23 protein-coding genes and 1 pseudogene are annotated in these 26,852 nt (G+C 61.0%); 16 read left to right on the forward strand and 8 right to left on the reverse strand.

Annotated elements, in window-relative coordinates:
* The first annotated feature begins 99 nt into the window (after positions 1–99).
* From kdgD to AC0V2S_RS12480, 10 genes are all read left to right on the forward strand, one after another.
* Complete coding sequence (gene kdgD / locus AC0V2S_RS12435) at positions 100–1,011, forward strand: 5-dehydro-4-deoxyglucarate dehydratase (protein WP_475510003.1); 912 nt, start codon at positions 100–102, stop codon at positions 1,009–1,011.
* Positions 1,012–1,095: 84 nt separating this feature from the next.
* Complete coding sequence (locus AC0V2S_RS12440) at positions 1,096–2,544, forward strand: aldehyde dehydrogenase family protein (protein ID WP_475510004.1); 1,449 nt, start codon at positions 1,096–1,098, stop codon at positions 2,542–2,544.
* Between the two features lie 119 nt (positions 2,545–2,663).
* Positions 2,664–4,019 (forward strand): glucarate dehydratase, encoded by a 1,356-nt coding sequence (gene gudD, locus AC0V2S_RS12445; RefSeq protein ID WP_475510005.1) that lies wholly within the window; start codon positions 2,664–2,666, stop codon positions 4,017–4,019.
* A gap of 44 nt (positions 4,020–4,063) precedes the next feature.
* Complete coding sequence (locus tag AC0V2S_RS12450; RefSeq protein WP_475510006.1) at positions 4,064–5,422, forward strand: MFS transporter; 1,359 nt, start codon at positions 4,064–4,066, stop codon at positions 5,420–5,422.
* Positions 5,423–5,434: 12 nt separating this feature from the next.
* Entirely contained in the window at positions 5,435–6,988 is a 1,554-nt protein-coding gene (garD, locus tag AC0V2S_RS12455; protein ID WP_475510007.1) for a galactarate dehydratase, read from the forward strand.
* A gap of 107 nt (positions 6,989–7,095) precedes the next feature.
* Positions 7,096–8,034 (forward strand): 2-hydroxyacid dehydrogenase, encoded by a 939-nt coding sequence (locus AC0V2S_RS12460; RefSeq protein ID WP_475510008.1) that lies wholly within the window; start codon positions 7,096–7,098, stop codon positions 8,032–8,034.
* A 299-nt stretch (positions 8,035–8,333) separates the two neighbouring features.
* A complete protein-coding gene (locus AC0V2S_RS12465; RefSeq protein ID WP_475510140.1) occupies positions 8,334–9,572 on the forward strand; it encodes an RNA polymerase sigma factor in 1,239 nt (412 codons plus the stop codon).
* Positions 9,573–9,649: 77 nt separating this feature from the next.
* Positions 9,650–9,994 carry a YciI family protein gene (locus AC0V2S_RS12470; RefSeq protein ID WP_475510009.1) on the forward strand — a complete coding sequence of 115 codons (345 nt, stop codon included), beginning with the start codon at positions 9,650–9,652 and terminating at the stop codon, positions 9,992–9,994.
* Between the two features lie 108 nt (positions 9,995–10,102).
* Complete coding sequence (locus AC0V2S_RS12475; protein ID WP_475510010.1) at positions 10,103–10,864, forward strand: DUF899 domain-containing protein; 762 nt, start codon at positions 10,103–10,105, stop codon at positions 10,862–10,864.
* Positions 10,865–10,881: 17 nt separating this feature from the next.
* The gene (locus tag AC0V2S_RS12480) at positions 10,882–11,412 is read left to right on the forward strand and encodes an SRPBCC family protein (RefSeq protein ID WP_475510011.1); all 531 of its coding nucleotides are present in this window, start codon (positions 10,882–10,884) and stop codon (positions 11,410–11,412) included.
* Here AC0V2S_RS12480 and AC0V2S_RS12485 read toward each other — a convergent pair.
* Complete coding sequence (locus AC0V2S_RS12485) at positions 11,409–12,770, reverse strand: diguanylate cyclase domain-containing protein (RefSeq protein ID WP_475510012.1); 1,362 nt, start codon at positions 12,768–12,770, stop codon at positions 11,409–11,411. The genes AC0V2S_RS12480 and AC0V2S_RS12485 overlap by 4 nt on opposite strands.
* Positions 12,771–12,943: 173 nt before the next feature.
* The gene (locus tag AC0V2S_RS12490) at positions 12,944–14,212 is read right to left on the reverse strand and encodes an OprD family porin (protein ID WP_475510013.1); all 1,269 of its coding nucleotides are present in this window, start codon (positions 14,210–14,212) and stop codon (positions 12,944–12,946) included.
* A 1,601-nt stretch (positions 14,213–15,813) separates the two neighbouring features.
* Here AC0V2S_RS12490 and AC0V2S_RS12495 point away from each other — a divergent pair.
* Positions 15,814–16,041: pseudogene (locus tag AC0V2S_RS12495) on the forward strand (HAMP domain-containing protein); the annotation flags it as partial.
* Positions 16,042–16,056: 15 nt separating this feature from the next.
* On the forward strand, positions 16,057–16,902 hold the full coding sequence (locus AC0V2S_RS12500) for a methyl-accepting chemotaxis protein (protein ID WP_475510141.1): 846 nt from the start codon (positions 16,057–16,059) through the stop codon (positions 16,900–16,902).
* A gap of 144 nt (positions 16,903–17,046) precedes the next feature.
* Here AC0V2S_RS12500 and AC0V2S_RS12505 read toward each other — a convergent pair whose 3' ends face one another.
* The 3 genes from AC0V2S_RS12505 to AC0V2S_RS12515 all read right to left on the reverse strand — a co-directional run bounded on the left by AC0V2S_RS12505 (position 17,047) and on the right by AC0V2S_RS12515 (position 19,406).
* Positions 17,047–18,237, reverse strand: a complete 1,191-nt coding sequence (locus tag AC0V2S_RS12505) for a benzoate/H(+) symporter BenE family transporter (protein ID WP_475510014.1) — start codon at positions 18,235–18,237, stop codon at positions 17,047–17,049.
* Positions 18,238–18,840 carry a LysE family translocator gene (locus AC0V2S_RS12510; protein ID WP_475510015.1) on the reverse strand — a complete coding sequence of 201 codons (603 nt, stop codon included), beginning with the start codon at positions 18,838–18,840 and terminating at the stop codon, positions 18,238–18,240. It abuts the gene before it with no gap.
* Positions 18,841–18,959: 119 nt separating this feature from the next.
* On the reverse strand, positions 18,960–19,406 hold the full coding sequence (locus AC0V2S_RS12515) for a MarR family winged helix-turn-helix transcriptional regulator (RefSeq protein ID WP_475510016.1): 447 nt from the start codon (positions 19,404–19,406) through the stop codon (positions 18,960–18,962).
* 97 nt (positions 19,407–19,503) lie between these two features.
* Here AC0V2S_RS12515 and AC0V2S_RS12520 point away from each other — a divergent pair, with 97 nt between their 5' ends.
* Positions 19,504–20,670: an aminotransferase-like domain-containing protein gene (locus AC0V2S_RS12520; protein ID WP_475510017.1), complete on the forward strand. Its 1,167-nt coding sequence runs from the start codon at positions 19,504–19,506 to the stop codon at positions 20,668–20,670.
* 172 nt (positions 20,671–20,842) lie between these two features.
* The gene (locus AC0V2S_RS12525) at positions 20,843–21,445 is read left to right on the forward strand and encodes a glutathione S-transferase family protein (protein ID WP_475510018.1); all 603 of its coding nucleotides are present in this window, start codon (positions 20,843–20,845) and stop codon (positions 21,443–21,445) included.
* A 192-nt stretch (positions 21,446–21,637) separates the two neighbouring features.
* Here AC0V2S_RS12525 and AC0V2S_RS12530 read toward each other — a convergent pair whose 3' ends face one another.
* Both AC0V2S_RS12530 and AC0V2S_RS12535 read right to left on the reverse strand, forming a co-directional pair.
* Positions 21,638–22,297, reverse strand: coding sequence for a YceH family protein (locus AC0V2S_RS12530; protein WP_475510019.1), 660 nt, complete (start codon positions 22,295–22,297; stop codon positions 21,638–21,640).
* Between the two features lie 202 nt (positions 22,298–22,499).
* Entirely contained in the window at positions 22,500–23,198 is a 699-nt protein-coding gene (locus tag AC0V2S_RS12535) for a pirin family protein (RefSeq protein WP_475510020.1), read from the reverse strand.
* A gap of 525 nt (positions 23,199–23,723) precedes the next feature.
* Here AC0V2S_RS12535 and AC0V2S_RS12540 point away from each other — a divergent pair.
* Together AC0V2S_RS12540 and AC0V2S_RS12545 are read left to right on the forward strand one after the other, a co-directional pair.
* Complete coding sequence (locus tag AC0V2S_RS12540; protein ID WP_475510021.1) at positions 23,724–25,052, forward strand: OprO/OprP family phosphate-selective porin; 1,329 nt, start codon at positions 23,724–23,726, stop codon at positions 25,050–25,052.
* A gap of 146 nt (positions 25,053–25,198) precedes the next feature.
* Positions 25,199–26,335, forward strand: a complete 1,137-nt coding sequence (locus tag AC0V2S_RS12545) for a GNAT family N-acetyltransferase (protein ID WP_475510022.1) — start codon at positions 25,199–25,201, stop codon at positions 26,333–26,335.
* 59 nt (positions 26,336–26,394) lie between these two features.
* Here the strand turns inward: AC0V2S_RS12545 and AC0V2S_RS12550 are convergent, their stop codons facing one another.
* The gene (locus tag AC0V2S_RS12550; protein WP_475510023.1) at positions 26,395–26,661 is read right to left on the reverse strand and encodes a DUF2790 domain-containing protein; all 267 of its coding nucleotides are present in this window, start codon (positions 26,659–26,661) and stop codon (positions 26,395–26,397) included.
* Positions 26,662–26,852 lie beyond the last annotated feature (191 nt).

The following is a 26,852-nucleotide window of genomic DNA, read 5'->3' on the forward strand; positions in this document are numbered from 1 at the left end:
CTCTGCGTTTGCGATTGAGCCCTCGGCCGTTTCTTCGGCAGCAGGGCAATCGGTCTGCCACGCCTTAATCCACTACGCGCTTTACAGGGTGTTCGAATAATGAATCCACAAGAACTGAAGTCCATCCTCTCTGCCGGCCTGCTGTCTTTCCCTGTGACTGACTTCGACGCTGCCGGCGATTTCAATCCCGAATCCTATATCCGTCGCCTGGAATGGCTGGGGCCATACGGTGCGTCGGCGTTGTTTGCCGCCGGTGGTACAGGCGAATTCTTCTCGCTGACCAACCGCGAATATTCCGCGGTGATTAAAACCGCAGTCGACACCTGCGATGGCGGTGTGCCGATTCTGGCCGGCGTTGGCGGCCCAACCCGCCAAGCCATCGAAATGGCCCAGGAAGCCGAGCGCCTGGGCGCCAAAGGTTTGCTGCTGCTGCCGCACTACCTCACCGAAGCCAGCCAGGAAGGCGTGGCCCTGCACGTTGAGCAAGTGTGCAAATCGGTAAAAATCGGCGTGGTGGTTTACAACCGTAACGTCTGCCGCCTGACGCCAGTGCTGCTGGAGCAACTGGCCGAGCGTTGCCCGAACCTGATCGGCTACAAAGACGGCCTGGGCGATATCGAGCTGATGGTGTCGATCCGTCGCCGCCTGGGTGATCGCTTCAGCTACCTCGGCGGCCTGCCGACTGCCGAAGTCTACGCCGCTGCCTACAAGGCTCTCGGCGTGCCGGTGTACTCCTCGGCAGTGTTCAACTTCATCCCGAAAACCGCGATGGACTTCTACCACGCGATTGCCCGCGACGATCACGAAACCGTCGGCAAGATCATCGACGACTTCTTCCTGCCGTACCTGGACATCCGCAACAAGCGCGCCGGTTATGCCGTGAGCATCGTGAAAGCGGGCGCCAAGATTGTTGGCTACGACGCCGGCCCGGTACGCGCACCGCTCACCGACCTGACCAAGGACGAGTACGAAAAACTCGCCGCACTGATTCACGCCCAAGGTCCTCAATAAAGAGGTCCGCAATAAGTAGCGCGACCCGCAAGCAACCAGCCGCTGAACACAGCGGCTGTGGTTTCTTTTTCAGGAGGCTTTTCCGTGGCCAACAGCGAACAAAAGCGTTTCGACAACTACATCGGCGGCGAATGGGTAGCCGGTGCCAGCTACTCGAACAACGTCAACCCGTCCGACCTCGCCGATGTGATTGGTGAATTCGCCCAGGCCGACGCCGCCCAGGTTAACCAAGCCATCGACGCCGCCCGCGCCGCGTTCCCGGCCTGGTCCACCTCCGGCATTCAGGCACGCAGTGACTCGCTCGATAAAGTCGGCAGCGAAATCCTCGCCCGCCGCGAAGAGCTCGGCACGCTGTTGGCCCGTGAAGAGGGCAAGACCCTGCCCGAAGCCATCGGCGAAGTGACCCGCGCCGGCAATATCTTCAAATTTTTCGCTGGCGAATGCCTGCGTCAGGCTGGCGAAGTGCTCGCCTCGGTACGTCCCGGCGTATCGGTAGAAGTCACCCGCGAGCCGCTGGGCGTGGTCGGCCTGATCACCCCGTGGAACTTCCCCATCGCCATTCCGGCCTGGAAAGTTGCCCCGGCGCTGGCCTACGGCAACTGCGTGGTGTTGAAGCCCGCCGATCTGGTGCCGGGCTGCGCTTGGGCTATCGCCGAAATCATTTCCCGCGCCGGCTTCCCGGCTGGCGTGTTCAACCTGGTGATGGGCGCTGGCCGTGTGGTCGGTGAAACCATCGTTAACAACACCAAGGTCGACGGCATCAGCTTTACCGGTTCCGTGGGCGTCGGCCGCAACATCGCCACTCAGTGCGTGGCCCGTGGCGCCAAGGTGCAGCTGGAGATGGGCGGCAAAAACCCGCAGATCATCCTCGACGACGCCGACCTCAAACTGGCGGTAGAACTGGCCGTACAAAGCGCCTTCTACTCCACTGGCCAACGCTGCACTGCCTCCAGCCGTTTGATCGTCACCGCCGGCATTCACGACAAGTTTGTTGAAGCGGTTGCCGAGCGCATGAAGTCGATCAAGGTCGGCCACGCCCTGAAAGCCGGCACCGATATCGGCCCGGTGGTTTCCCAAGCCCAACTCGACCAGGACCTGCGCTATATCGGCATCGGTCAGGAAGAGGGCGCGCGCCTGGTGGCGGGCGGCGGTCTGGTGACCTGCGATACCGAAGGCTACTTCCTCGCGCCAACCCTGTTTGCCGATAGCTCGGCCGACATGCGCATCAGCCGCGAAGAAATCTTCGGCCCGGTGGCCAACGTGGTGAAAGTGGCGGATTACGAAGCAGCACTGGCGATGGCCAACGACACCGAATTCGGTCTGTCGGCCGGTATCGCCACCACGTCGCTGAAGTACGCCAACCACTTCAAACGTCACGCCCAGGCCGGCATGGTGATGGTCAACCTGCCAACCGCCGGCGTGGATTACCACGTGCCGTTCGGTGGCCGTAAAGGCTCGTCCTACGGCTCACGCGAACAAGGCCGTTACGCCGCCGAGTTCTACACCACCGTAAAAACCACCTATATCGGCTAACCCCGAACAGCTGCTCCGTTCTGTAGGAGCGAGCTTGCTCGCGAACCAGGCAACGCCGCTCCGACAGAACATACAAACATTCAGCCAGTCCCCGCATAAAAATAAATAGGGAAACGGTCATGAACACAGCAAGCCACGGCCAGGCGATTGCCAGCGCGCCCGTTATTACCGAGCTGCAAGTGGTGCCGGTTGCCGGCCACGACAGCATGCTGCTGAACCTCAGCGGCGCCCACGGTCCGTTCTTTACCCGCAACATCCTTATTCTCAAAGACAGCGCCGGCCATGTCGGCGTTGGCGAAGTGCCGGGCGGCGAACGTATTCGCCAAACCCTGGAAGATGCCCGCAGCCTGCTGCTGGGCCAGTCCATCGGCAACTTCAACGGTCTGCTCAATCAGGTGCGCAAAACCTTCGCCGACCGCGACAGCGGCGGCCGCGGCCTGCAAACCTTCGACCTGCGCATCACCATCCATGCCGTGACCGCGCTCGAATCGGCGCTGCTCGATCTGCTCGGCCAGTTCCTCGGCGTACCGGTTGCCGCTTTGCTCGGCGAAGGCCAGCAGCGCGATGCGGTAGAAATGCTCGGCTACCTCTTCTATGTGGCCGACCGCGACAAAACCACCCTCGGTTACCGCAACGAAGACGACGCCGACGACGCCTGGTTTCGCGTGCGTAACCAGACCGCCCTGGACCCGGAAAGCATCGTGCGCCAAGCCGAGGCCGCCCATGCCCGCTACGGCTTCAACGACTTCAAACTCAAAGGTGGCGTGCAAGCCGGCGCGGCCGAGGTGGAAGCGGTGCGGGCCCTGGCCGAACGCTTTCCCGAGGCACGCATCACCCTCGACCCCAACGGCGGTTGGTCGCTGAAAGAAGCAGTAAGCCTGTGCCGCGATCTGCATGGCGTACTCGCCTATGCCGAAGACCCGTGCGGCGCCGAGAACGGTTTTTCCGGTCGTGAAGTAATGGCCGAGTTCCGCCGTGAAACCGGCCTGCTTACCGCCACCAATATGATCGCCACCGACTGGCGGCAGATGGGCCACTGCATTCAATTGCAGTCGGTCGACATTCCGCTGGCCGACCCGCATTTCTGGACCATGCAAGGCTCCGTGCGCGTGGCGCAGATGTGCAACGACTGGGGCCTGACCTGGGGTTCGCACTCCAACAATCACTTCGATATTTCCCTGGCGATGTTCACCCACGTGGCCGCCGCCGCGCCGGGCAAAGTCACCGCCATCGATACCCACTGGATCTGGCAGGACGGCCAGCACCTGACCCGCAACCCGCTGCAGATTGTCGGCGGCAAAGTGCAGGTGCCGCAAACCCCAGGGCTGGGCGTGGAGCTGGACTGGGACGCGCTGGCCAAGGCCAACGAGCTGTACCAGGGCATGGGTTTGAACGCCCGCGACGATGCCGTGGCCATGCAGTTCCTGATTCCGAATTGGACCTTCGATAACAAACGACCTTGCCTGGTGCGCTAAACCGCGCACCCGCTCGACAAGAACAAAACGTGGGAGCCTCGACTGTGCAAGACACCAAACCAACTCGCGTGCGTTACCTGATTCTGCTGATGCTGTTTCTGGTCACCACCATCAACTACGCCGACCGCGCGACCATTTCCATCGCCGGTTCCAGCCTGCAAAAAGACCTGGGCATCGACGCCGTCACCCTGGGCTTTATCTTCTCGGCATTCGGCTGGGCCTATGTGCTCGGGCAGATTCCCGGCGGCTGGCTGCTCGACCGCTTCGGCTCGAAAAAGGTGTACGCGGCGGGCATTTTCATCTGGTCGTTGTTTACGTTGCTGCAAGGCTTTGTCGGCGGTTTGCCGGTGGCCTGGGCAGTAACCACGCTGTTCGTGCTGCGCTTTATGGTTGGCTTTGCCGAAGCGCCGTCGTTCCCCGGTAATGCGCGCATCGTCGCGGCCTGGTTCCCCACCGCCGAACGCGGCACGGCCTCGGCCATCTTCAACTCGGCGCAGTATTTCGCCACCGCACTGTTCGCCCCGATCATGGGCTGGATCGTGCACGCCATGGGCTGGGAGCATGTGTTCGTTGTCATGGGCGTGCTGGGCATTATCTTCTCCGGCATCTGGATGAAGACCATCTACAACCCCAAGGAACACCCGCGCATCAACCAGGCGGAAATCGACCATATCGAAAGCAACGGCGGCCTGGTGGACATGGACCAGACCCGCAAAAGCGACGGCCCGCGCTGGGACTATATCCGCCAGCTGCTCACCAACCGCATGCTGCTGGGCGTATACCTGAGCCAGTACTGCATCAACGCGATCACCTACTTCTTCCTCACCTGGTTCCCGGTGTACCTGGTGCAAGAACGCGGCATGACCATTCTCAAGGCCGGCTTTATCGCCAGCTTGCCGGCCATCTGCGGGTTTATCGGCGGCGTGCTGGGCGGCATCATTTCCGACTACCTGCTGCGCAAAGGCCACTCGCTGACCTTCGCCCGCAAGCTGCCGATTGTCTGCGGCCTGACGTTGTCGACCACCATGGTGTTCTGCAACTACGTATCGGCCGACTGGATGGTGGTAGGGTTTATGACCCTGGCCTTCTTCGGCAAAGGCATCGGCGCGCTGGGCTGGGCGGTGGTGGCAGACACCTCGCCCAAGCAGATTGCCGGTTTGTCCGGTGGCCTGTTCAACACCTTCGGCAATATCGCCTCGATCACCACGCCAATCGTGATCGGCTACATCATCGCCAATACCGGTTCGTTCAAATGGGCCCTGGTATTTGTCGGCGCCAACGCCGTGCTGGCGGTGTTCAGCTACCTGGTAATCGTCGGCAAGATTCAGCGCGTAGAGTTGAAAGAGCCGCCAGCCAACGGCGGCCAGCAACGCGAAGCCGAACTTACGCCAGCCCACTCCTGAGGAGCGAGTGTCATGCAGTTGATTGAACATTCCGACTCGCCGCGCTACATCCGCCTGCACCCGCTGGACAACGTGGTGATTGTGGTCAACGACCAAGGGGTGCCCGCCGGCACCACCTTCGCCGATGGCCTCACCACCCTTGAGCGCGTGCCGCAAAGCCACAAGATCACCCTCGAAGATATTCCCGAAGGCGGGCGTATCATTCGCTACGGGCAAACCATCGGCTACGCGCTGAAGCCGATTGCTCGCGGCAGCTGGGTGCAGGAAGACCAGCTGCGCATGCCCACCGCGCCGCCCCTGGACAGCCTGCCGCTGTCCACCGAAGTGCCGGCTGCAGGGGAGCCGCTTGAGGGCTACACCTTCGAGGGCTACCGCAACACCGACGGCACCGTGGGCACGCGCAATATCCTCGGCATCACCACCACCGTGCAGTGCGTGACCGGCGTGCTCGACCACGCGGTAAAACGCATCAAGGACGAGCTGCTGCCCAAGTACCCGAACGTCGACGACGTGGTGGCGCTTACCCACAGCTACGGCTGCGGCGTGGCCATTACCGCGACCGACGCCTATATCCCGATTCGCACCGTGCGCAACCTGGCGCGCAACCCCAATCTGGGCGGCGAAGCGCTGGTGATCAGCCTCGGTTGCGAGAAGCTGCAAGCCGGCCAGGTGATGCATGAAGGCGACGCCTCGGTCGACCTCAGCGAACCCTGGTTGTATCGCCTGCAGGACTCCAGCCACGGCTTTACCGAAATGATCGAACAGATCATGGAATTGGCCGAAGTGCGCCTGAAAAAACTCGACCAACGCCGCCGTGAAACGGTGCCGGCAGCCGAGTTGATTCTGGGCATGCAATGCGGCGGCAGCGATGCGTTCTCCGGCATCACCGCTAACCCTGCGCTGGGTTTTGCCAGCGACCTGTTGCTGCGTGCCGGCGCGACCGTAATGTTTTCCGAAGTGACCGAAGTGCGCGACGCCATCTACCTGCTCACCTCGCGGGCGCAGACCAAGGAAGTGGCCGAGGAACTGGTGCGCGAGATGGACTGGTACGACCGCTACCTGGCCAAAGGCGAGGCCGACCGCAGCGCCAATACCACGCCGGGGAACAAGAAGGGCGGGTTGTCGAATATCGTCGAAAAATCCCTGGGCTCCATCGTCAAATCCGGCAACAGCGCCATCAATGGCGTGCTCGGCCCAGGCGAGCGCTTCGAGAAAAAAGGCCTGATTTTTTGCGCTACGCCGGCCAGTGATTTTGTTTGCGGCACGTTGCAATTGGCGGCCGGGATGAACCTGCATGTGTTCACCACTGGCCGGGGCACGCCGTACGGGTTGGCCATGGCGCCGGTGGTAAAGGTATCGACCCGCACCGAGCTGGCCCAGCGTTGGCCCGACCTGATCGATATCGACGCCGGGCGCATTGCCACGGGCCGGGCAAGCATCGAAGAGCTGGGTTGGGAGCTGTTCCACTACTACCTGGATGTGGCCAGCGGCAAGAAAAAAACCTGGGCCGAGCAGCACAAGCTGCACAACGACATTACCCTGTTCAACCCGGCGCCGATTACGTGAGCGTGGGGTAGATCAAGAGCTTCGCGAGCAAGCTCGCTCCTACGGTGTCCTGTGTAGGAGCGAGCTTGCTCGCGAACCCTGCAAACGACAATCTGCCAGGAGCACCCATGAGCAAGCCCAAGGTTCTACAGGTAGGCCCCCTGACCGACCGCTTCCAGCACAACCTCGCCGACCGCTACGACGTCACGCCCTTGTGGCAACAACCCGACCCGAAAACCTTTCTGAAAATGCATGGCGCCCAGTTCGAGCTGGTCGCCACCTCGGCGCGTTTCGGCTGCTCGGCTGAGCAACTGGCTGCTTTGCCCAACCTCAAGGCCATCTGCAGCTTCGGCGTGGGCTACGACTCGATTGCCGTGGACGCCGCTCGCGACCGTGGCATTGGCGTGAGCACCACGCCCGAGGTGCTCAACGACTGCGTGGCCGATCTGGCCATGGGCCTGATGATCGACACCTCGCGCAAGCTGGCGGCTTCCGAACGTTTTCTGCGCGCCGGTGGGTGGCTCAAGGGCAATTTTCCGCTGGCCCGTCGGGTGAGCGGCAAGCGCTTGGGCATTGTTGGCTTGGGGCGGATTGGTCAGGCGGTGGTAAAGCGTTCCAGCGGGTTTGATATGGACGTGCGTTACCACAATCGCTCGCCGGTCAAAGGCAGCCCTTACACCTATGAAGCCAGCCTGGTGGAGTTGGCGCGCTGGGCGGACTTTCTGGTGCTGACCTGTCCGGGCGGGGCGGCGACGCACCATATCGTCAACGCTGAAGTACTTGCTGCGCTGGGCCCGACCGGAATTCTGGTCAACGTCGCCCGTGGTTCGGTGATTGATGAGCAGGCGCTGGTGACGGCGTTGCAGAACGGCACGCTTGGCGGTGCAGGGCTGGATGTGTTCGAAGCCGAGCCGAAGGTGCCTGAAGCGTTGTTCACGCTCGATAACGTGATGCTGCTGCCGCATGTGGGCAGTGCGACCGAGGAAACCCGGTTGCAGATGGAAGAGCTGGTGCTGGCCAATTTGCAGGCGTTTGTTGAACGCGGCGAGTTGCTCACGCCACTGTGAGTTCGCGGGTTTGCCCGCAAACCGCGCTTGGGTCACAAGCCTGAGGGCGTTTCTCCCTAGAGCTGTTTGCAACACCCCAAGGTGCGCCACGAGCGCACCTTTTTTTATTTTTGGGGCGGGATTTTCAATCGTTCCGAAATTCTGGATCCCAGCCTGCGCTGGGGTGACGGTGATAGAGGCTCAAACCTCCGTCGTCCCGAATCGTCGGACCGCAGCGCAGGCAGGGACCCAGAATCTCCCGGTGTACGACAGTCCGCGAAAGCAGCCTAGAATCCTCCCAGACAAAATCACGGACGAGGATTTCCCCGGTGCCCACCCTCACCGAAACCCTGACCACCCTCTACCGCAACGAATCCCGCCGCGTGCTGGCCACGCTTATCCGCCTGCTCGGCGACTTCGACCTGGCCGAAGAAGCCCTTCACGAAGCCTTCCGTATCGCCATGGAGCAATGGCCCCGCGACGGCGTGCCCGCCAACCCCCGCGCCTGGCTGGTGTCGACCGGCCGCTTCAAAGCCATCGACAACATGCGCCGTCAGGCGCGGTTCGACTCGCTGGAACACCACGCCGAACAACTCGTCGCCCTGAGCACCGACGAGGCCGACGCCGACAGCGTCGAAGACGACCGCCTGCGCCTGATCTTCACCTGCTGCCACCCGGCCCTGGGCGCCGATGCCCAGGTGGCCCTGACCCTGCGGGAAATCTGCGACCTGAGCACCGAGGACATCGCCCGCGCCTTTCTCACCGCCCCCAGCACCGTGGCGCAGCGCATCGTGCGGGCCAAGAACAAAATCCGTGATGCCGGCATTCCCTATGAAGTGCCCAGCCGCGCCGAGCTGCCGGAGCGCCTGGAGGCCGTGTTGCGGGTGATTTATCTGGTGTTCAACGAAGGCTATTTCGCCAGTTCTGGCGACTCGCTGACCCGTAGCTATCTCTCCAGCGAAGCTATCCGCCTCGGTCGCCTGCTGCTGGAGTTGCTGCCAGACGCCGAAGTGATGGGCCTGCTGGCGCTGATGCTGCTCAACGAAGCACGGCGCCCGGCGCGGTTGTCGGCCAGCGGCGAGCCGATGCTGTTGAGCGAGCAGGATCGTTCGTTATGGCTGACCGAATTGATAGGCGAGGGCGACGCGCTGGTGCTGCAAGCCCTGCGCTCGCGGCAGTTTGGCGTCTATACCTTGCAGGCGGCGATTGCGGCGGTGCATGCCGAAGCGGCGCATAGCGATGCCACCGACTGGCAGCAGATTGTCGGCCTGTACGACGCCTTGCTGCAGGCCGCGCCGTCGCCGGTGGTGGCGCTGAATCGGGCGGTGGCGTTGGCCATGGTCGAGGGCCCGCAGGCGGCATTGCCACTGGTGCAGGCGCTGGCCGCTGGCGAACTGGCGGACTATCACCTGGCCCATGCCGCCGAGGCCGATCTGCACCGGCGGCTGGGCCAGACCGAGGCCGCCACTGCGGCGTACCGGCGCGCGCTGGCCTTGGCGCAGCAAGCGCCGGATCGGCAGTTTCTCGAAGGTCGGCTGCGCGAATTGAGTCAGCCGTAAAAATAATTGTCTGCCGATGTCGATTGGCCGTCTGGCCGTTCGACTACTGAGCACACCGCCCTGTTAAGGAGCCCGCGATGAAATACCTCTGCCTGGTCTACAGCAACGAACACGACCTCCACAGCCAGCCCGACAGCCCTAAAGACGAAGAGTGTTTTGCCTACGCCCAGGCCGTTCAGGAGAGCGGCCGCATGCTCGCCGCCGAAGCCCTGCACCCGGTGGAAACCGCCACCACGGTGCGCATGCGCGGGGGCAAGCTGTCGATTACCGACGGCCCGTTTGCCGAAACCAAGGAGCAGTTGGCGGGCTTCTACCTGATAGAAGCCCGCGACCTCAACGAAGCCATCCAGATTGGCGGCAAGATTCCCGCCGCGCGGGTGGGCAGTGTGGAAGTGCGGCCGGTACGGGAGTTGGACGTGTAGGAGCGCGCTTGCTCGCGAAGAATCCTGACGCGGTTTTTAGGGAAATTGCACAACGTTCTTCGCCAGCAAGCTGGCTCCCACAAATAGAAAATGAACGAGGTAACAATCATGAACGTTGTTAACCACGAACAATGGCTCGAAGCCCGCAAAGCTCTGTTGGCGCGGGAAAAAGCGTTTACCAAACTGCGTGACCTGCTCAACGAAGAACGCCGCCGCCTGCCGATGGTGGAAGTGACGGCGGATTACCGATTCGACGGCCCGCAAGGCGAAGTCAGCCTGGTGGAACTGTTCGCCGGCCGCAGCCAACTGCTGGTCTATCACTTTATGTTCCACCGCGATCAAGGCCAGGGCTGCCCCGGTTGTTCATTTGTGGTCGACAACATTGGCCACCAGGCGCATATGCAGGCGCGCGATACCAACCTGGTGCTGGTATCGCGCGCGCCGCTGGCCGAAATCGAGCCGTTCAAAAAACGCATGGGCTGGACGCTGCCGTGGTTTTCCTCGTTCAACAGCCGCTTTAACTACGACTTCCACGTGACGCTCGACGAAAGCGTGGCGCCGGTGCAGTACAACTACAGAGGCAAGGCCGAGTTGCAGCGCTTGGGCCTGGACCATCATGCGAACGGCGAGCAGCCGGGCGTGAGTGTGTTTCTGCGTGACGGTGAGCAGGTGTTTCACACTTATTCCACCTACGGCCGTGGCCTGGATTTGCTCGACGGCACCAACAACTGGCTGGACCTCACGCCATTCGGCCGCCGCGAAGGCTGGGATGGCATGCCCGACCTCAACAACGCCGGCAAATACTGGTGGAAGTTGCACGATCAATACGAGCAGCCAGCGGGCCCGGCCCACAGCTGCTGCAGCGAATAACCCCAAGGAGAGTGGTCATGTTGAGTTTTGTAGTCATCGCCCTGGTGGTGGCGGTTGTCGTGTTGCTGCTGGTGGTGTCGCGCCAGCCCGACACCTTTCATGTCGAGCGCTCGCGCAGCATCGCCGCGCCGCTGGACAAGGTGTTTGCCCAAATCAACGACTTTCACTTGTGGCAGCAGTGGTCGCCCTGGGCCAAGCTCGACCCGGCCATGCAGGTCACCTACAGCGGCCCGGATACCGGGGTCGGCGCCACGCAAAGCTGGGTGGGCAACATCCAGGTGGGGCAGGGCAGTTCGACCATCGTCGAGAGCCGGCCCAATGAGTTGGTGCGCATGAAGCTGGCGTTTCTAAAACCCTTCAAAGCCAACAACGATGTGGTGTTCACGCTGGTGCCCGAGGGTGAAAACGTGCGGGTCACCTGGGCCATGGGCGGGCCGAAAAACCTGCTGATGAAGGGTATGCATATGGTGATGGACATGGACAAGCTGTGCGGCCAGGCCTTCGAGCAGGGGTTGGCGCAGTTGGAAGTGCAGGCGCAGCAGGCCTAGTACTTACTTGTGCGGCTGGTAGGCCACGCGGTTACCGCCCTGGTTTTCGCGTGGTACATCGAGGCGTCGGCCTGCTTGAGGAGCTGCATCGGGGCATCGCCGTGCTCCGGGTAGAAGGCCATGCCGATGCTCGGCTGAATTTGCAGCTGTACGCCTGCCAGGTCCATCGGTTGGCCTAGCGCCGCCAGAATCTTTTCCGCCACGCCGAGGGCATGCTCCGGCAGGTCGACGTTCTCCAGCAGCAGTACAAATTCATCGCCGCCAAAGCGCGCCACGGTGTCCACGGCGCGCACGCAGCTTTTCAAGCGGGCGGCCACCGCTTGCAGCAACAGGTCGCCGGTGGCGTGGCCGTGGTGGTCGTTCACGGCTTTGAATTTGTCCAGGTCCAGGTACAGCAGCGCCACTTGCCCATACTCGCGGCGGGCGCGGGCCAGGGCGGTGTTGAGGCGGTCGTGCAGCAGGGCGCGATTGGGCAGGCCGGTGAGTTGGTCGTGCTGAGCGATATGCAGCAGGGTGGCGGTCAGCTGTTTGCGCTCGATGGCGGCGGCAATCTGGGTGGACACGAACTGCAGCAGTTCCTGGTGCTTATCGGTATACGGCGTGGCCCCGGCGTACCGCTTGAGCACAAGCGTGCCGATGATGCCGTGGTGCGAATGCAGCGGCACGCCCAGCCAGCATTGCTGACCATCGCTGCCCAGCAGGTAGTGCAGGTGCGCCGGCAACCAGGGTTGGGTTTGCGGGGTGAGCAATACGGCGTGGCCGCTGCGCAGAATTTCCTGGTTGAACAGGCTGATGTCGGTCTTGTTCTGCGCGTGGGGCTGTTCGTCTACGTGGTAAACGAAATCCAGCTCGCCAGTGCTTTCATCGCGCAGGCTCACCGAGAAATTCAGCGCCGGCAGCAGGGCCGCGATGATCTGGTGGATCTGCTCGAACAGCGCCGGCAAGTCCTCGGCCGCATGCGCTGCCTCGGAAATCGCATACAACGCGGCCTGCATCGATTCAGCCTCTTTACGCGCAGTGATATCCCGCGCCACGGCGACGCGCAGCTGATCGGCCGGCGACCAGCGCGCCGACCACATGATGTGCCGCACTTGGCCGTCTTTGCGCACGTAGCGGTTTTCAAAGTGCAGCTTGGGTAGCCCGGCCATGATTTCGCTGGCGGCTTGCAGGGTTTTGGCGCGGTCTTCCGGGTGCACCAGGTCAAGCATTTGCCGGCCGAGGATTTCCGTGGGGGTGTAGCCGAAAATCTGCTCGAACGCGGCGCTCACGTAGACAAAGTGACCGCTGCTGTCCACAACGCACACGGCGTCTAGCAACAGGTCGATGAAACTGGTCGAGGGCGCGTAACGATTGGGCATGGGGGTGAGCATAAGCTGCGAACGGGTGGGTTGCCATGTTCAGTGATGGCAGAGTGCTCACCCTCAACACCGTCGTCCCAGCCTGCGCCGGGATGACGTGTGGTTTTGCATAAAAAAAGCCCGTCACAAGGACGGGCTAAACGTGGTTCCACACGAGGAGAAAAGCGTGAGCGTTACAGCAGGGAAAGCGGGTAGCTGATAAAGATGCGGTTCTCGTCAAACTCGTTGGTGCTGTAGTCGCGGCGGATGCTCGCGTTGCGCCATTTGAAGTTGAGACTTTTGAAGGTGCCGCTCTGCACGGTGTAGGCGAGCTCGGATTCACGCCCCCATTCCTTGCCGTCGGTGATGGCGCCGGTGTGCACGTTATCGCCGCTGATATAGCGGTTCATCAGGGTCAGCCCCGGCACGCCGAGGGCGGCAAAGTTGTAGTCGTGGCGCACCTGCCAGGATTTTTCCTTGGCGTTGTCGTAGCTGGAGTTGTAGCTGTCATTCGCCAGGGTGCCGCCGCTGGTGCCGTTGACGCGCATCCAGGCGTTGTCGCCGCTGACTTTCTGCAAACCGACATAAAAGATGCTGCCGCCGTATTTGGCCGAGAGCATGGCGAAGCCGGTTTTGTTATCGAGGTCGCCGGCCAGTTGGCTGCCGTCTTCCTTGCCGATGAAGTAGCCGAGGTTGGCGCCCAGGGTGACGTCGCCGACCGGCTGGCTGTGCAGCACGTTGAAGTATTGCTGCTGGTAGATGTCTTCCAGCTCGGCATACCAGACGCCGATGGTGGTGCGTTTTTCGTTGAAGTTGTACTCGCCGCCACCGAAGTTGAAGCGGTCGGACAGCACCGTGCCCCGGCCCTGCATGGACATATCTTCCATGCTCGCGTCGTTGCGCGGGCTGTTCTGGCGGAATTGGCCGCCGTAGAGGGTCAGGCCGTCGATTTCCTGGGAAGTTACCTGGCCGCCGCGGAAGGTTTGCGGCAGGGAGCGGCCGTCATCGGAGCGCAGAATCGGCAGCACCACCATCCATTCGCCGACTTTCAATTCAGTCTTCGAGAGCTTGGCTTTGGCGGCCACACCCAGGCGGCCAAAGTTGTCGGCCGGGCGGCCGTCGTCGTGAATCGGCAACAACTGCGAACCGCCGGTGCCTTTACCGCCATCGAGTTTCTGCGAGTACAGACCCAGCACGTCCACACCAAAGCCAACCGGGCCCGGGGTGTAGCCGGATTTCACGTCGAGGATAAAGTTCTGCGTCCACTCTTCGGCCTTGTTCTGCGGGTTGGCGGCAGACGGATAAGCCGGGTTGGTGAAGTTGCGGTTGAAGTAGGCGTTGCGAAAATTCAGCGTGGCCTTGGTGTCATCAAGAAAGCCTTCAGCCTGGCTGGCGAGTGGCATTGCCAGCGCCATGCTGCCTGCGCCCAACAGGGCAAGTGAACGAACGGTGCGGGTGGTCATTGTTGTTGTGCTCCCATTTTTGAAAAAGCCGTTCCCCTGCGAGCCAAACCATGGCCTGCATCTGTGGTGGAACCGGTGATGCCCCTGTACCGGGACGTGGAACTTGAACCGCAAAAAAACGGCCAAGCCATTGCTGCGGGCTAAGGGCTAGCCGTCAGCGAATTCAATAGGGTGGGGTGGCCCGTGGGGGCGAACGAACGACCGGGCCGAGGGCTGGCGCGGTAAAGGACTGGCTATGGGGCGAGTCGTCATGGCGTTGTCCTGCAAATTTTGTTGTTGTTATATGTTGTCGTACAACTGTGCCGGATTATTTGCAGAGCTAACCGGCTTTGTCAACGCACTGTTAGACGAAAGTGCTAGCTGAATAATTTCGTTAGCTCAGTAACGACGCAGGTTTCAAGGGTGTCGGAGTGCCGCAGAGGCGGGTGCTGGCGGGGTTGAGCGGTCTAGAACGGATTTTGTTGTTGTGTGATGTCTGTTGTCAGCAGGCTGTCAGTTTGATGCGCTGCGATGGAGCAGCCTACGTGTCGGGCCGGTGCGCGCGCTGGGCGCGTATAAACCCTTGGCGTCAGTTTTTTGTTCTGAAAGCGACCCCGGCATAGCTATTTGCCATGCCCCGGGGTAAAGCCGCTTGTACAACGCTGCCGCGCGCCGCAACTTCGCACGAATCTTGAATGACAGATCTGTCGTTAAGCCGTCGATAGGGGACCCGCGCCATGATTTCCGCCTTGCAACGCCGTTTTGCCAACCTGGGTATGGCAAAGAAGCTGGGCACCGGCTTTGGCCTGGTGTTGGTGCTCACCGCCGTGGTGGCGGCCATTGGCGTGACTTCGTTGCAAGTCATCAGCCAGCGGTTCGACGGCCTTAAACAGATGTCGGCCATCAACAGCGCCGTGCTGCGTGTGCGCCTCGACGAGCAGGCGTTCTCCATTACCGGCGATGCCAAGGCGGCCGATTCGCTGCGTAAAGGCGTGGAAAGCATTCTCGCCGCCAGCGCCGCGCTCAAACAGCAGTCGCCGGCCAGTGCACCGGCGATGGACGCAGTGGAGCAGGCCGTGGGCGCCTACCGCACCTCGTTCGACCAGTTCGTCGAGCTGGCCCTGGCCAAAGATCTGGCGTTGGAAATGGCCAGTTGGTCGGTGACCAGCGTGGCCAATAACCTGGATTTACTGCAGGCCGGCTTGGCCGACGACGGCGCCTATGAACTGAAGGACTCGCAAGGCCAGAACGGCGCGCAGTTTATCGAGCAAGCCGGGCAGGTCAGCCAGGTGTCGCGCCTGATGCTGCAAGCCATGAACGAAGCCCACGCGCGCCTGGCCGCCAGTCGCAAGGCCGCCGAGGGCGAGGCTTTGGAGTCGAGCAAGATCGCCCAGGCCGATGAAGCGCTGAAGCTAGCCGACACCCTGAAAGGTTCGGTGACCGACGCCGGCTACGTGAGCGTGCTCAATGATGTGAGCACCAATATCACCACCTTCAGCGGCAAGCTCGCCGAATACACCGATCTGCTCGCCAAGGAGCGCCAGGTTTACGCGCAAATGCGCGAGCGCGCCGAGCAGGTGGTGACCGACGTCAACCAGGCATACGCCGCGCAAGACCAAGCCATGCAGGCGGAACTGAAAGCCAACTCGGTGCTGATTCTCGGCTCGTCGGCGCTGGCGATTCTGGTGGGCCTGTGTGCCTCGCTGCTGATCACTCGGGTGATCGTCAAACCGCTGCACAGCGTGATTCATGTTGCCACCCGCATTGCCGAAGGCGACCTCAGCACGCAGATTCAGGTGCGCGGCAACGATGAAGTGGGGCAACTGATGAGCGCCATGCAGCGCATGTCCGCCAGCCTGAGCAGCATGGTGGGTGGCTTGCAGGTCGGCATCAACCAGATCGCCACCTCGGCGCGGTCTCTGTCGGCCGTTACCGAACAGACCAACGCCGAAGTGGCCAGCCAGAAAGAAGAGACCGAACAGGTCGCCACCGCCATGAACCAGATGACTGCCACCGTGCACGACGTGGCACGCAATGCCGAGGAAGCGGCGGGCGCGGCGGAAACGGCGGATAGCAAAGTCGCCAATGGCCAGAACGTGGTGCGTCAGACTTTGGCGCGCATTGAGCAGCTGTCGGTGTCATCCAGTTCGGCGAGCGCCAGCATCCAGCACCTGAGCAGCGAAATTCACAATATTGTGGCGGTGCTCAGCGTGATCAAAAGCGTGGCCGAGCAAACGAATTTGTTGGCATTGAACGCGGCCATTGAAGCCGCACGGGCGGGCGAGCAGGGCAGGGGCTTTGCCGTGGTGGCCGATGAAGTGCGGGCCTTGGCCAAACGTACGCAGCAGTCCACCGAAGAGATCGAGCGGCTGGTGAGTGCGTTGCAAAAAGGCGCACAGAGTTCGGTCACCCAGATTCAAAGCAGCACGGCATTGGTGGAGCTGACCGTCAGCGATGCGCTGGAAACCGAAAGCGCGCTGGGCAGTATTGCGGCGGCGGTGTCGGTGATTCACCAGATGAACCAGCAGATTGCCGCGGCGGCTGAGCAGCAAAGCTCGGTGGCGGAAGAGATCAACCGCAGCGTGACCAATATTCGCAGCAGCGCGGATCAGTCGTCGATGGCAATGGAAGGCACGGCGGCTTCAAGCATCGAGCTGGCGAGCTTGAGCCATGAGTTGCAGGGGATGGTGGAGCATTTTCGGTTGGCGTGATGAGCAACCCACCACCGTCATTCCCGCGCAGGCGGCGGTCCGACGATTCGGAATCCAGAATTTCGCAGAAGATCACCGTTTGATGCGCCAGTACCGAACCTGGATCCCCGCCTGCGCGGGGATGACGGTGGCTTGATCGGATAGTTACGCCTTGCGCCAGTTGAGGATCAACAACGTCAACACCCCCGCCACAATCCCCCAGAACGCCGACCCAATCGAAAACAAACTCAAGCCCGAGGCCGTCACCATAAAGGTGATCAGCGCCGCCTCGCGTTCCTTCGGTTCGGCCATCGCATTGGTCAGGCCATTGATGATCGAGCCGAACAACGCCAGCGCCGCAATCGACAACACCAGCTCTTTGGGCAACGCCGCAAACAACGCCGCCAGGGTGGCACCGAAAATCCCCGCAAACCCGTAAAACACCCCACACCACATGGCGGCGGTGTAGCGCTTGCTGTGGTCTTCGTGGGCATGTGGGCCGGTGCAGATGGCCGCGCTGATGGCCGCCAGGTTGATACCGTGGGAGCCAAATGGCGCGAGCAGCAGCGAGGCGATACCGGTGACGCTGATCAGCGGCGAGGCCGGTACGCTGTAGCCGTCGGCACGCAGCACGGCGATGCCGGGCATGTTCTGCGAGGTCATTGCCACTACGAACAAGGGAATGCCGATGCTGATGGTCGCAGCCAGGGAGAAGCTCGGCGTGGTCCACACCGGCACCGCCACTTGCAGATGAAAGCCGCTGAAATCCAGCAGCCCCATAAACCCCGCCAGCGCCGTGCCCACCAGCAAGGCGGCGAGCACGGCGTAACGCGGCTGTACGCGCTTGACCAGCAAGTAAGTGAACAGCATCGCCACCACCAGGCCAGTGCGGTGCTGGGCGGCGATGAAAATCTCGCTGCCGATCTTGAACAGAATGCCCGCCAACAACGCCGCGGCCAGAGAGCCGGGCAGGCGTTTGACCAAGCGCTCAAAGCTGCCGGTGAGCCCGCAAATAATCACCAGCACCGCGCAGGTGATATAGGCGCCAATCGCCTCGCCATAACTCACATGGCCGAGACTGGTAATCAGCAGTGCAGCGCCTGGGGTCGACCAGGCCACGGTGATCGGCGTGCGGTAGCGCAGCGACAAACCGATGCTGCAAATCGCCATGCCGATCGACAGCGCCCAGATCCACGACGAGATTTGCGCGGTGGTCAGCCCGGCGGCTTGGCCGGCCTGAAACATCAACACCAGCGAACTGGTGTAGCCGGTCATCATGGCGATAAAACCGGCGACCACCGCCGACGGTGAGCTATCGGCCAGGGGGCGCAGCGGTTGGGAGGTGGCGGCTTCCATTCACACGTCCTTGAAGATGGGGTAGAGCGAGGCGACCAGCAGCAGCGCCATGGTGATATTGAAAAAACGCAGGGCCCGCGGGTTGCGCAACCAATTGCGCAGCAGGCTGCCGGCGGCGGTCCACACGCTCATCGTCGGGCAATTGACCAGGGCGAATACGCTGGCGATCAGCAGTACGTTGACCACGAAATTTTCTTGCGGGGTGAAGGTGGTAATGGCGCCCACGGCCATGATCCAGGCCTTGGGATTAATCCATTGAAAGGCCACCGCCTGGAAGAAACCGAACGGCTTGCCGCGTTCCGCGCCGTTGGCATCGGGTGGGCCTGAACGGGCGATTTTCCACGCCAGGTACAGCAGGTAGATAGCGCCGACATAGCGCAGCATCACGTACAGCATGGGCACTTTTTCGAACACCTGACCAAGCCCCAGGCCCACCGCCAGCACCAACGACATCAGCCCGATGCTAATCCCGAGCATATGCGGCACGGTGCGGCGAATACCGAAGTTCACCCCGGAGGCGAGCAGCATGGTGTTGTTCGGGCCGGGCGTCACGGAGGTGACAAAGGCAAAGGCGACAAAGGCAAGTAGCAGTTCGGGGCTCATGGTGGTCCACTCCAGATAAGCGTCCAGCCTAAGCGCGGCGCGGGTTGGCGTCCCGATACAGCAATTGGCGCAAATGGCCGTACAGTTGTCGCGAGTAGTCCGTTTTGCGTCGACTGTGCCTATTCTTCGCTAGTTGCTTGCCGCGCCAGCGCCTGGTTCACCGCAAACCAGCCATTCACCGCCTGCTCGCCGGTTTCATCGAACGCGCGGCGCAGCAGTTTTACCTGTTCGCGGCGCAGTGCGCCTTCCAGTTTCACGCCCTCAACGGTGAGGTAGAGCAGGCGTTTGCGCTTGTCGTCGGTGGCGGCGTCGCTGCGCGCCAGGTCCATTTCCAGCAACTGGCGCAGCGGCATATTCAGCGCCTGCTTGCTCACCCCCAACACGCCCAGCAGCTCCTTCATGCTCATGCCGGGACTGCGCCCGATAAAAAACAGGATGCGCTGGTGAACCCGGCTCAAGCCCCGGCGGGCGAGCATTTCATCGGCTTTGGCGGTGAATGCCTGGTAGCCGAAGAAAAATGCTTCCATGGCATTTTGCTGCGAGGTTGGTTTTTTAAGGTCAAGCATATTGACGTTGTTATCCGTATCGTCGTAGTTTCGGTTTAGCCGATTTCGGTCAAGCAGTTTGACTTATTTTTCCCTGCCTTTGCTACCGGTGACTTGCATGGTTTTCTCCGAACGTATCAGCCGTCTTAAAAGCTCTTTGATCCGCGAAATTCTGGCGGCTGCGCAGCGTCCGGAAGTGATGTCGTTTGCCGGCGGCCTGCCCGCCGAAGCCATGCTGCCGAAAGTGGACTGGGCCGAAATGCCGCGCGGCATCGGCCAGTACGGCATGAGCGAAGGCGAGCCCGCGTTACGCGAAGCCATCGCCGCCGAAGCGCGCTCGCTGGGTATCGCCTGCGAGGCCAGCCAGGTGCTGATCGTGAGCGGCTCGCAGCAAACTCTCGACCTGGCGGCGAAACTGTTTATCGATCCGGGCACCGAAATTCTTCTGGAAGCACCGACCTACCTGGCCGCGCTGCAGTCGTTCCAACTGTTCGGCGCCGAGTGCCTGAGCGTGCCGCAAGAGGCCGATGGCCCGCAGCTGGAGGCGTTGCGTCAGCGCCTGGAGCAACACAAGCCGGCGTTCGCCTACCTGATTCCCACGTTCCAGAACCCGTCGGCCGTGCGCTACAGCGAAGCCAAGCGCGACGCCGTGGCCGCCTTGCTCGACGAGTTCGGCGTCACCCTGATTGAAGACGAGCCGTACCGCGAGCTGGTGTTCGATGCCGGCAGCGCCACGCCCATCGTCAGCCGCCTGAAAAAGGCCAGCTGGATCTACACCGGCACCGTGTCGAAAACTCTGTTGCCGGGCCTGCGCGTGGGCTTTTTGATCGCCACGCCAGACCTGTTCCCGCACCTGTTGCGCCTCAAGCAATCGGCCGACCTGCACACCAACCGCGTCGGCCAATGGCAGGCGCTGCAGTGGCTGGGCACCGAGAAGTACAAGGCTCATCTGGCCGAGCTGCGCGACTTCTACCGTGTGCGCCGCGACGCTATGCAGCTGGCGCTGGAAGAACACTTTGCCGACCTGGCCGACTGGAACGTGCCGCAGGGCGGGCTGTTTTTCTGGCTGACGCTTAAGACGCCGTTGGATACCCGCACGCTGCTGGATGCGGCACTCAAGGAAAACGTGGCGTTTATGCCCGGCGAGCCGTTCTTCGCCAAGCCCGACGAGAACCACGGCTATTTACGGTTGAACTTCAGCCATATTTCGCCGGACCGTTTGGGCGAAGGCCTTTCGCGTCTGGCCAATGTTATCCGCCAAGCACAATTAAAAAACGCTGCTTAAGTTAAAGCTCGCGAATTATAGAGTGCGTGAAAACGTAGCGAGCGACGGGAAGGCAAGGCAAAAACAGGCGAAAAAGCGCAGCTGACACGCAGTCAATGAGCATTTTGAGCCTGTTTTTAACGCAGCCTGCCCTAGCGCAGTAGTTTTCACACAACCTGATTAGGAGGTTGATATGTACAAGGTTTACGGCGATTACCTCTCCGGCAACTGCTACAAGGTCAAATTGATGCTGCACCTGCTCGGCAAAGAGTCGAAGTGGGTGCCAGTGGACATTCTCAAGGGCGAAACCCAGACCCCGGAATTTCTCGCCATGAACCCCAACGGCAAGATTCCGGTGCTGCAGTTTGAAGACGGCACCTGTCTGTGGGAGTCCAATGCGATTCTGAATTTCCTCGCTGACGGCAGCGAATTCCTGCCAAGTGAACCGCGCCTGCGTACACAAGTGCTGCAATGGCAGTTCTTCGAGCAGTACAGCCATGAGCCGTACATTGCCGTGGCGCGGTTTATCAAGCTGTACCAAGGCTTGCCGGAAGAGCGCCGCGCCGAATACGAGGCCACGCGCAAGGGCGGCTACAAGGCGTTGAAGGTGATGGAGAAGCAGTTGACGCTCACTCACTATCTGGTGGGCGATCATTACTCCATCGCGGATATTGCGCTGTATGCGTATACCCATGTGGCGCATGAAGGCGGTTTCGATCTGGAACCGTACCCGGCAGTGCGGGCCTGGCTTGAGCGGGTGGCGAGCCATCCGAAGCATGTGGGGATGTTGGATTGATCCATAAAAAAAACCGGCCTTGAGCCGGTTTTTTTATTTCGGGTAATCAAATTTAACGGCCCCTCACCCCAGCCCTCTCCCGGAGGGAGAGGGGGCTGGTCGAGTAATCAGCCGCGCCTTGAATCTATTCCCCTCTCCCGCGTGCGGGAGAGGGGTTAGGGGTGAGGGCAGAGGCTTTACTCGGTCGTGTGATTAGCCGTTCGCTTCTTCCAGCTTCGCCAACCGCGCTTCCAGTTGGGCGATGCGCTCTTCCAACTCATCAATCCGCGACTGCGAAGGCGCCGGCCCGTCGCTGCTGCGCCCGCTACTGGCAATCGCCGCCGCCAACTCTTCCGGGCTGGCCAGCAGGTGCATATAGCGGTCTTCACGCTGCCCGGCCTGACGCGGCACCTGCACGGCCAGGCCACGGCTGGCCAGGCGTTCGAGCTGGTGTTGCAGCGCCTCGACGTCGTCAAAGTCATGCATGCGGCTGCTGCGGGTCAGCAATTCATTCAGCGTTTGCGGCCCGCGCAGCAACAACAGACTGAGCAGAATGACCTGCGCCGGCACCAGCTCCAGCGCCTTGTCGGCACGGTGTTCCCAGCGATCGGCGCGGCTGCCCATCACCAGACGGGCCATGCTGCGGCCTTCGAGTGCGCGCAGAGCTTGGGCGACCTGGCCCTGAGTAAGGTTCATCACCGGCTCGCGGCTGGTTTTCTGGTTGCAGGCCAGCACCACGGCATTGAGGGTGAGCGGGTAGCTTTCAGGGGTGGTGGCTTGCTTCTCCACCAGGCAACCGAGCACGCGGGCTTCGGTGCTGGTCAGGGGCTCTACGGCGGGGGCGGTATCGAGGGTTTCGACGTCGTGGCTCATGGCGGCAGCTCCAGCGGAAAAAGAGCCGTAGCCTAGCCTGAGATGGGCTGGCTGCACATGGTTTTGTCGTTTGCAGGAATCGCGGCTCAAGCCGCTCCTACAGAGCAACGCACCCGCTTGTAGGAGCAGCTTCAGCCGCGATTGCTTTCCCAACAAAAAAAGCAGCCCGAAGGCTGCCTTTTTTACTGCGTAACGCTGGGAATCACGCCACATCCACCAGGATGATTTCCGCATCCTCGACGGCGTTGAACACCAGCACATCTTCACCACTCACCGCGATCCCGTCACGGGCGTTGGCTTGAACGCCGTTGACGCTGATCACGCCGCTGGCCGCTACCAGATACGCCTTGCGGTCAGTGCCCAGGCGGTATTCGGTTTGCTGGCCGGCTTTCAGGGTGGCAGCGCTCAAGCGGGCGTCGGCACGGATGTGCAGGGCTTCGCTGTCGCTCTTGTCACCGCTGGCCAGGGTTACGAAGCTACCTGCACGTTCACCTTTCGGAAACGGCTTGGCACCCCAGGCTGGTGGCGCGTCGAACTCGGTGGGCTGAATCCAGATCTGGAAGATCTTGGTGGTTTCATCCTCGAGGTTGTACTCGCTGTGGGCGATCCCGGTACCGGCGCTCATTACCTGTACATCACCGGCCTCGGTACGGCCCTTATTGCCCAGGTTGTCCTGGTGGGTAATGGCCCCTTCACGAACATACGTGATGATTTCCATGTCCCGGTGCGGGTGACGGGGGAAGCCGCTTTGTGGCGCGATTTCGTCGTCGTTCCACACACGCAGTTGGCCCCAGTTCATTCGTTTCGGATCGTAGTACTCGGCAAACGAGAAGTGGTGGCGAGCGTTCAGCCAGCCATGGTTGGCACCACCCATCTGTTCAAAAGGTCGACGTTCGATCATGACTTGTGTCCTCCGTTGGTTAGCCAGTTGGCGCTCGTTGGGCCGCGCCGTTGGTGGCGTGGCGGTGGGATGCCGCTGGTGTTGGGTGCCATGATCTATCGGATTGTTATCGGCGAATAGCGCAATTTATGCCTGCTAATGATCGATTAAATAGATGTTTTGACGGCGCGATCGGCGGGCGTGAGTTACATGAGAAAGGGGGACTTAACGAGGCTTGCACTGCCGGAAAAACGGCCGCAATGGGCAGATTTATGCCTGACCAGCGGTGGTCATGTTCCCGCTATGTGACAGCAATGTTTTGCTTTTCGGTGATATCACGCTGCTGGCGGGGTGCCAGAAAATAGGCTGAAAGGTGCGTCCTAGAGCTTCTAAATGCATATTCCTATTCGGAGTAAAAAAGTTCCTTTGTCATAAAACATTTATATAAAAGCAACTGAGCTGAAATAACCCCCCGCCAGTATTCCCCCCAGCACAAACGAGCCAGCCGCTCGGGTGTATTTCAAAGACCAATAGGGGAATTCTTCGATGATCCGTAAGCACTTCGCCGGTTTTGCCGCCAGCGCCCTGGCCCTGGCCATTTCCGCCCAGGCTTTCGCCGGTACCGTTACTACTGACGGCGCTGACATCGTTGTAAAAACTAAAGGTGGCCTTGAAGTGGCTACTACTGACAAATCGTTCAGCTTCAAGCTGGGCGGTCGTGTTCAAGCCGACTACAGCAGCTTCGACGGCTTCTACACCAAGAACGGCGACAACGGTGACGCTGCCTACTTCCGCCGCGCCTACCTGGAACTGGGCGGTGTTGCGTACACCGACTGGGCCTACCAGATTAACTACGACTTCTCGGAAAACTCCGGCAACAGCTCTGGCGCTCCGAGCAGCGGTAACTTCGACGAAGCCTCCTTCAGCTACACCGGCTTTGCTCCGCTGACCATCCGTGCTGGCCGTTTCGACCCGGATTTCGGTCTGGAAAAAGCTACCAGCTCCAAGTGGGTAACTGCTCTGGAACGTAGCGCCGCCTCCGAAACCCTGGACTGGGTTAACACCCACCAAGACGGCCTCGGTCTGCAAGTGCAGTACCTGATCAGCAACTGGGGCTACGCCTCCACTAGCTTGACCAGCAAAGACGCCAACGACACCGACGGCGAAAGCGTTAAGCAATTCAACGGCCGTTTCGTGGTCGCTCCGTTCGCTGAAGCCGGTAACGTTCTGCACTTCGGTCTGAACGTCGCTCAGCGTGACCTTAAAGACGTAGCCGGTGCTGACGTACGTTTCCGCTCCCGTCTGGGCATGCGTGGCGTTGATACCAACGGCGGCAACGCTGCTGGCAACCTGGGTAACCGCGCCGTATTCGGCGGTACCAACAGCGCTACCCAGTTCTGGGACCAAGACAAGGCGTACGGTGTTGAAGCTGCCTGGGCAACCGGTCCTTTCTCCCTGCAGGGCGAATACTTCAACCGTAAGACCGAGTCTGACGGCGCTCAGGATGACCTGAAAGGCGACGGCTACTACGTTCAAGCCGCCTACACCCTGACCGGTGAAGCGCGTGGCTACAAAATGGGCAAATTCGACGCGGTGAAACCAGCCAACAAGGAAATTGGTGCCTGGGAAATCTACTACCGCTACGACAGCCTGAACGTGGATAACGACACCGCTGTAACGGCTACCACCGGTACCTTCCTGCGCGAAGCTGATGACACCTCGGCCAAAGTGCACAACCTGGGTGTGAACTGGTACGCCAACGAAGCAGTAAAAATCAGCGGCATGTACACCAAGGTCAAAACCGACAAGATCACCAACATCAATGGTGATGACGACGGCGACGGCTTCGTGATCCGCGCTCAATACGTGTTCTAAGTAGTAGCTCTACGCAACAAAGGTTCTGCTCCTTTTATAGCCCCGCTTCGGCGGGGCTTTTTTATGGGCGCAGTTTTTGATTTTGACTGTGCCAGGCAGCCTGCCGTTATGATGGCCAAGCCGTCTAACCCGCTGTGGACCCGCCCATGCCTGTGCAAATTCTCGACTCGCTGTCCGCTATCTCTGCTGAAGCCTGGGATGCATTACTGCCCGAGTCGCAGCCGTTTCTGCGCCACGCGTTTCTCTCCAGCCTGGAAGACAGCGGCAGTATCGGCGGGCGCAGCGGTTGGCGGGCGTCGCATCGGGTGTGGCTGAGCGAGCAGGGCGAGTTGCAGGCCGCGCTGCCGGCCTATTTGAAAAGTCACTCCTACGGCGAGTACGTGTTCGACCACGGCTGGGCCGATGCCTGCCAGCGCGCCGGCATTCGTTATTACCCCAAGCTGCTCGGCGCCGTGCCGTTCTCGCCGGTGACCGGGCCGCGCTTGCTCGGTTTGCCAGACAGCGCCTCGCAATTGCTCAACCAGTTAGTTGAAGACTTGCCGGCCCAAGGCCTTTCCAGCCTGCATATCAACTTCACCGATGACCTGGCCAATGCCTTGCTCGATGGCCGGGAGAACTGGCTGCAGCGCCTGGGCTGCCAGTTTCATTGGCGCAATCGCGGTTACCGGGATTTCGCCGATTTCCTCGACGTGCTGGCCTCGCGCAAACGCAAGCAAATGCGCAAGGAACGCGAGCAGGTGGCGGGGCAGGGGATTGGTTTCGAGTGGTACGAAGGTGCGCAGCTCAGCGAGGCGCAGTGGGACTTTGTCTACGCGTGCTACGCCAATACCTACGCGGTGCGCGGCCAGTCGCCGTATCTCACTCGCGCGTTTTTCAGCCTGTTGGCCGAGCGCATGCCTGAAGCCATTCGCGTGGTGTTCGCCATTCAGGGCTCACGGCCGGTGGCCATGGCCTTCAGCCTGGTCGGCGGCGACAGTTTGTATGGACGTTATTGGGGTTGCTTGGCGGAGTTTGATCGGCTGCATTTCGAGACCTGTTTTTACCAGGGCATGGACTATGCGATCAGCCAGGGTTTGCAGCGTTTCGATGCTGGCGCTCAGGGCGAGCACAAGTTGATTCGCGGGTTTGAGCCGGTGATTACCCAGTCCTGGCATTACCTCTGTCACCCAGGGCTGCGCGATGCAGTGGCGGGTTTTCTGCAGGATGAGCGGGAGGGGATTCGGGCGTATGCGGAGGAGGCGAGAAGCCTCTTGCCGTTCAAGCAGGAAAATACGGATTCGTAAAACGCGTAACGATGGGTTTCGCCTTCGGCTCTACCCATCCTACGGTTCATGGCAGGCGCTCAGCTGTGCTGCACGCGGCCGCCCCATTCCTGATACTTCAATTTGTGTACTTCGCCGAGGCTGTCTTCGTACACGACGATGACGGGCACGACGCCGGCTTTGTCGGAGTTGTCGGTACGGTGCAGCACTTTGGCGACATCGACTTTCATACCGTAATGGTAAGTCTCGGTCGGCAGGCCGGCACCGGGACTCGGGTTTAGGTCATCGGCAAATACACTCGGGGCGAACCCGGAGAGAACGGCTGTAACCAGTGACGCTATTTTCATGATGGTCTTTCCTCAACGGTCGGGGGGTCGAATGAAAGCGGCAACTGAAACCTTCGGGTACGGCGGGAAGGCTTGGATTGTGGCTCTCTTCACTGCTGTGGCTCTGGGTGCGACAAGTTGTCGCGCTTTGAGACTATGATCAATTGAAATCGGAAGCAAGCTATCTTTCGTCGGAAATGCCCGTGCTTGAG

This window comes from Pseudomonas sp. CC11G, from assembly GCF_056174845.1.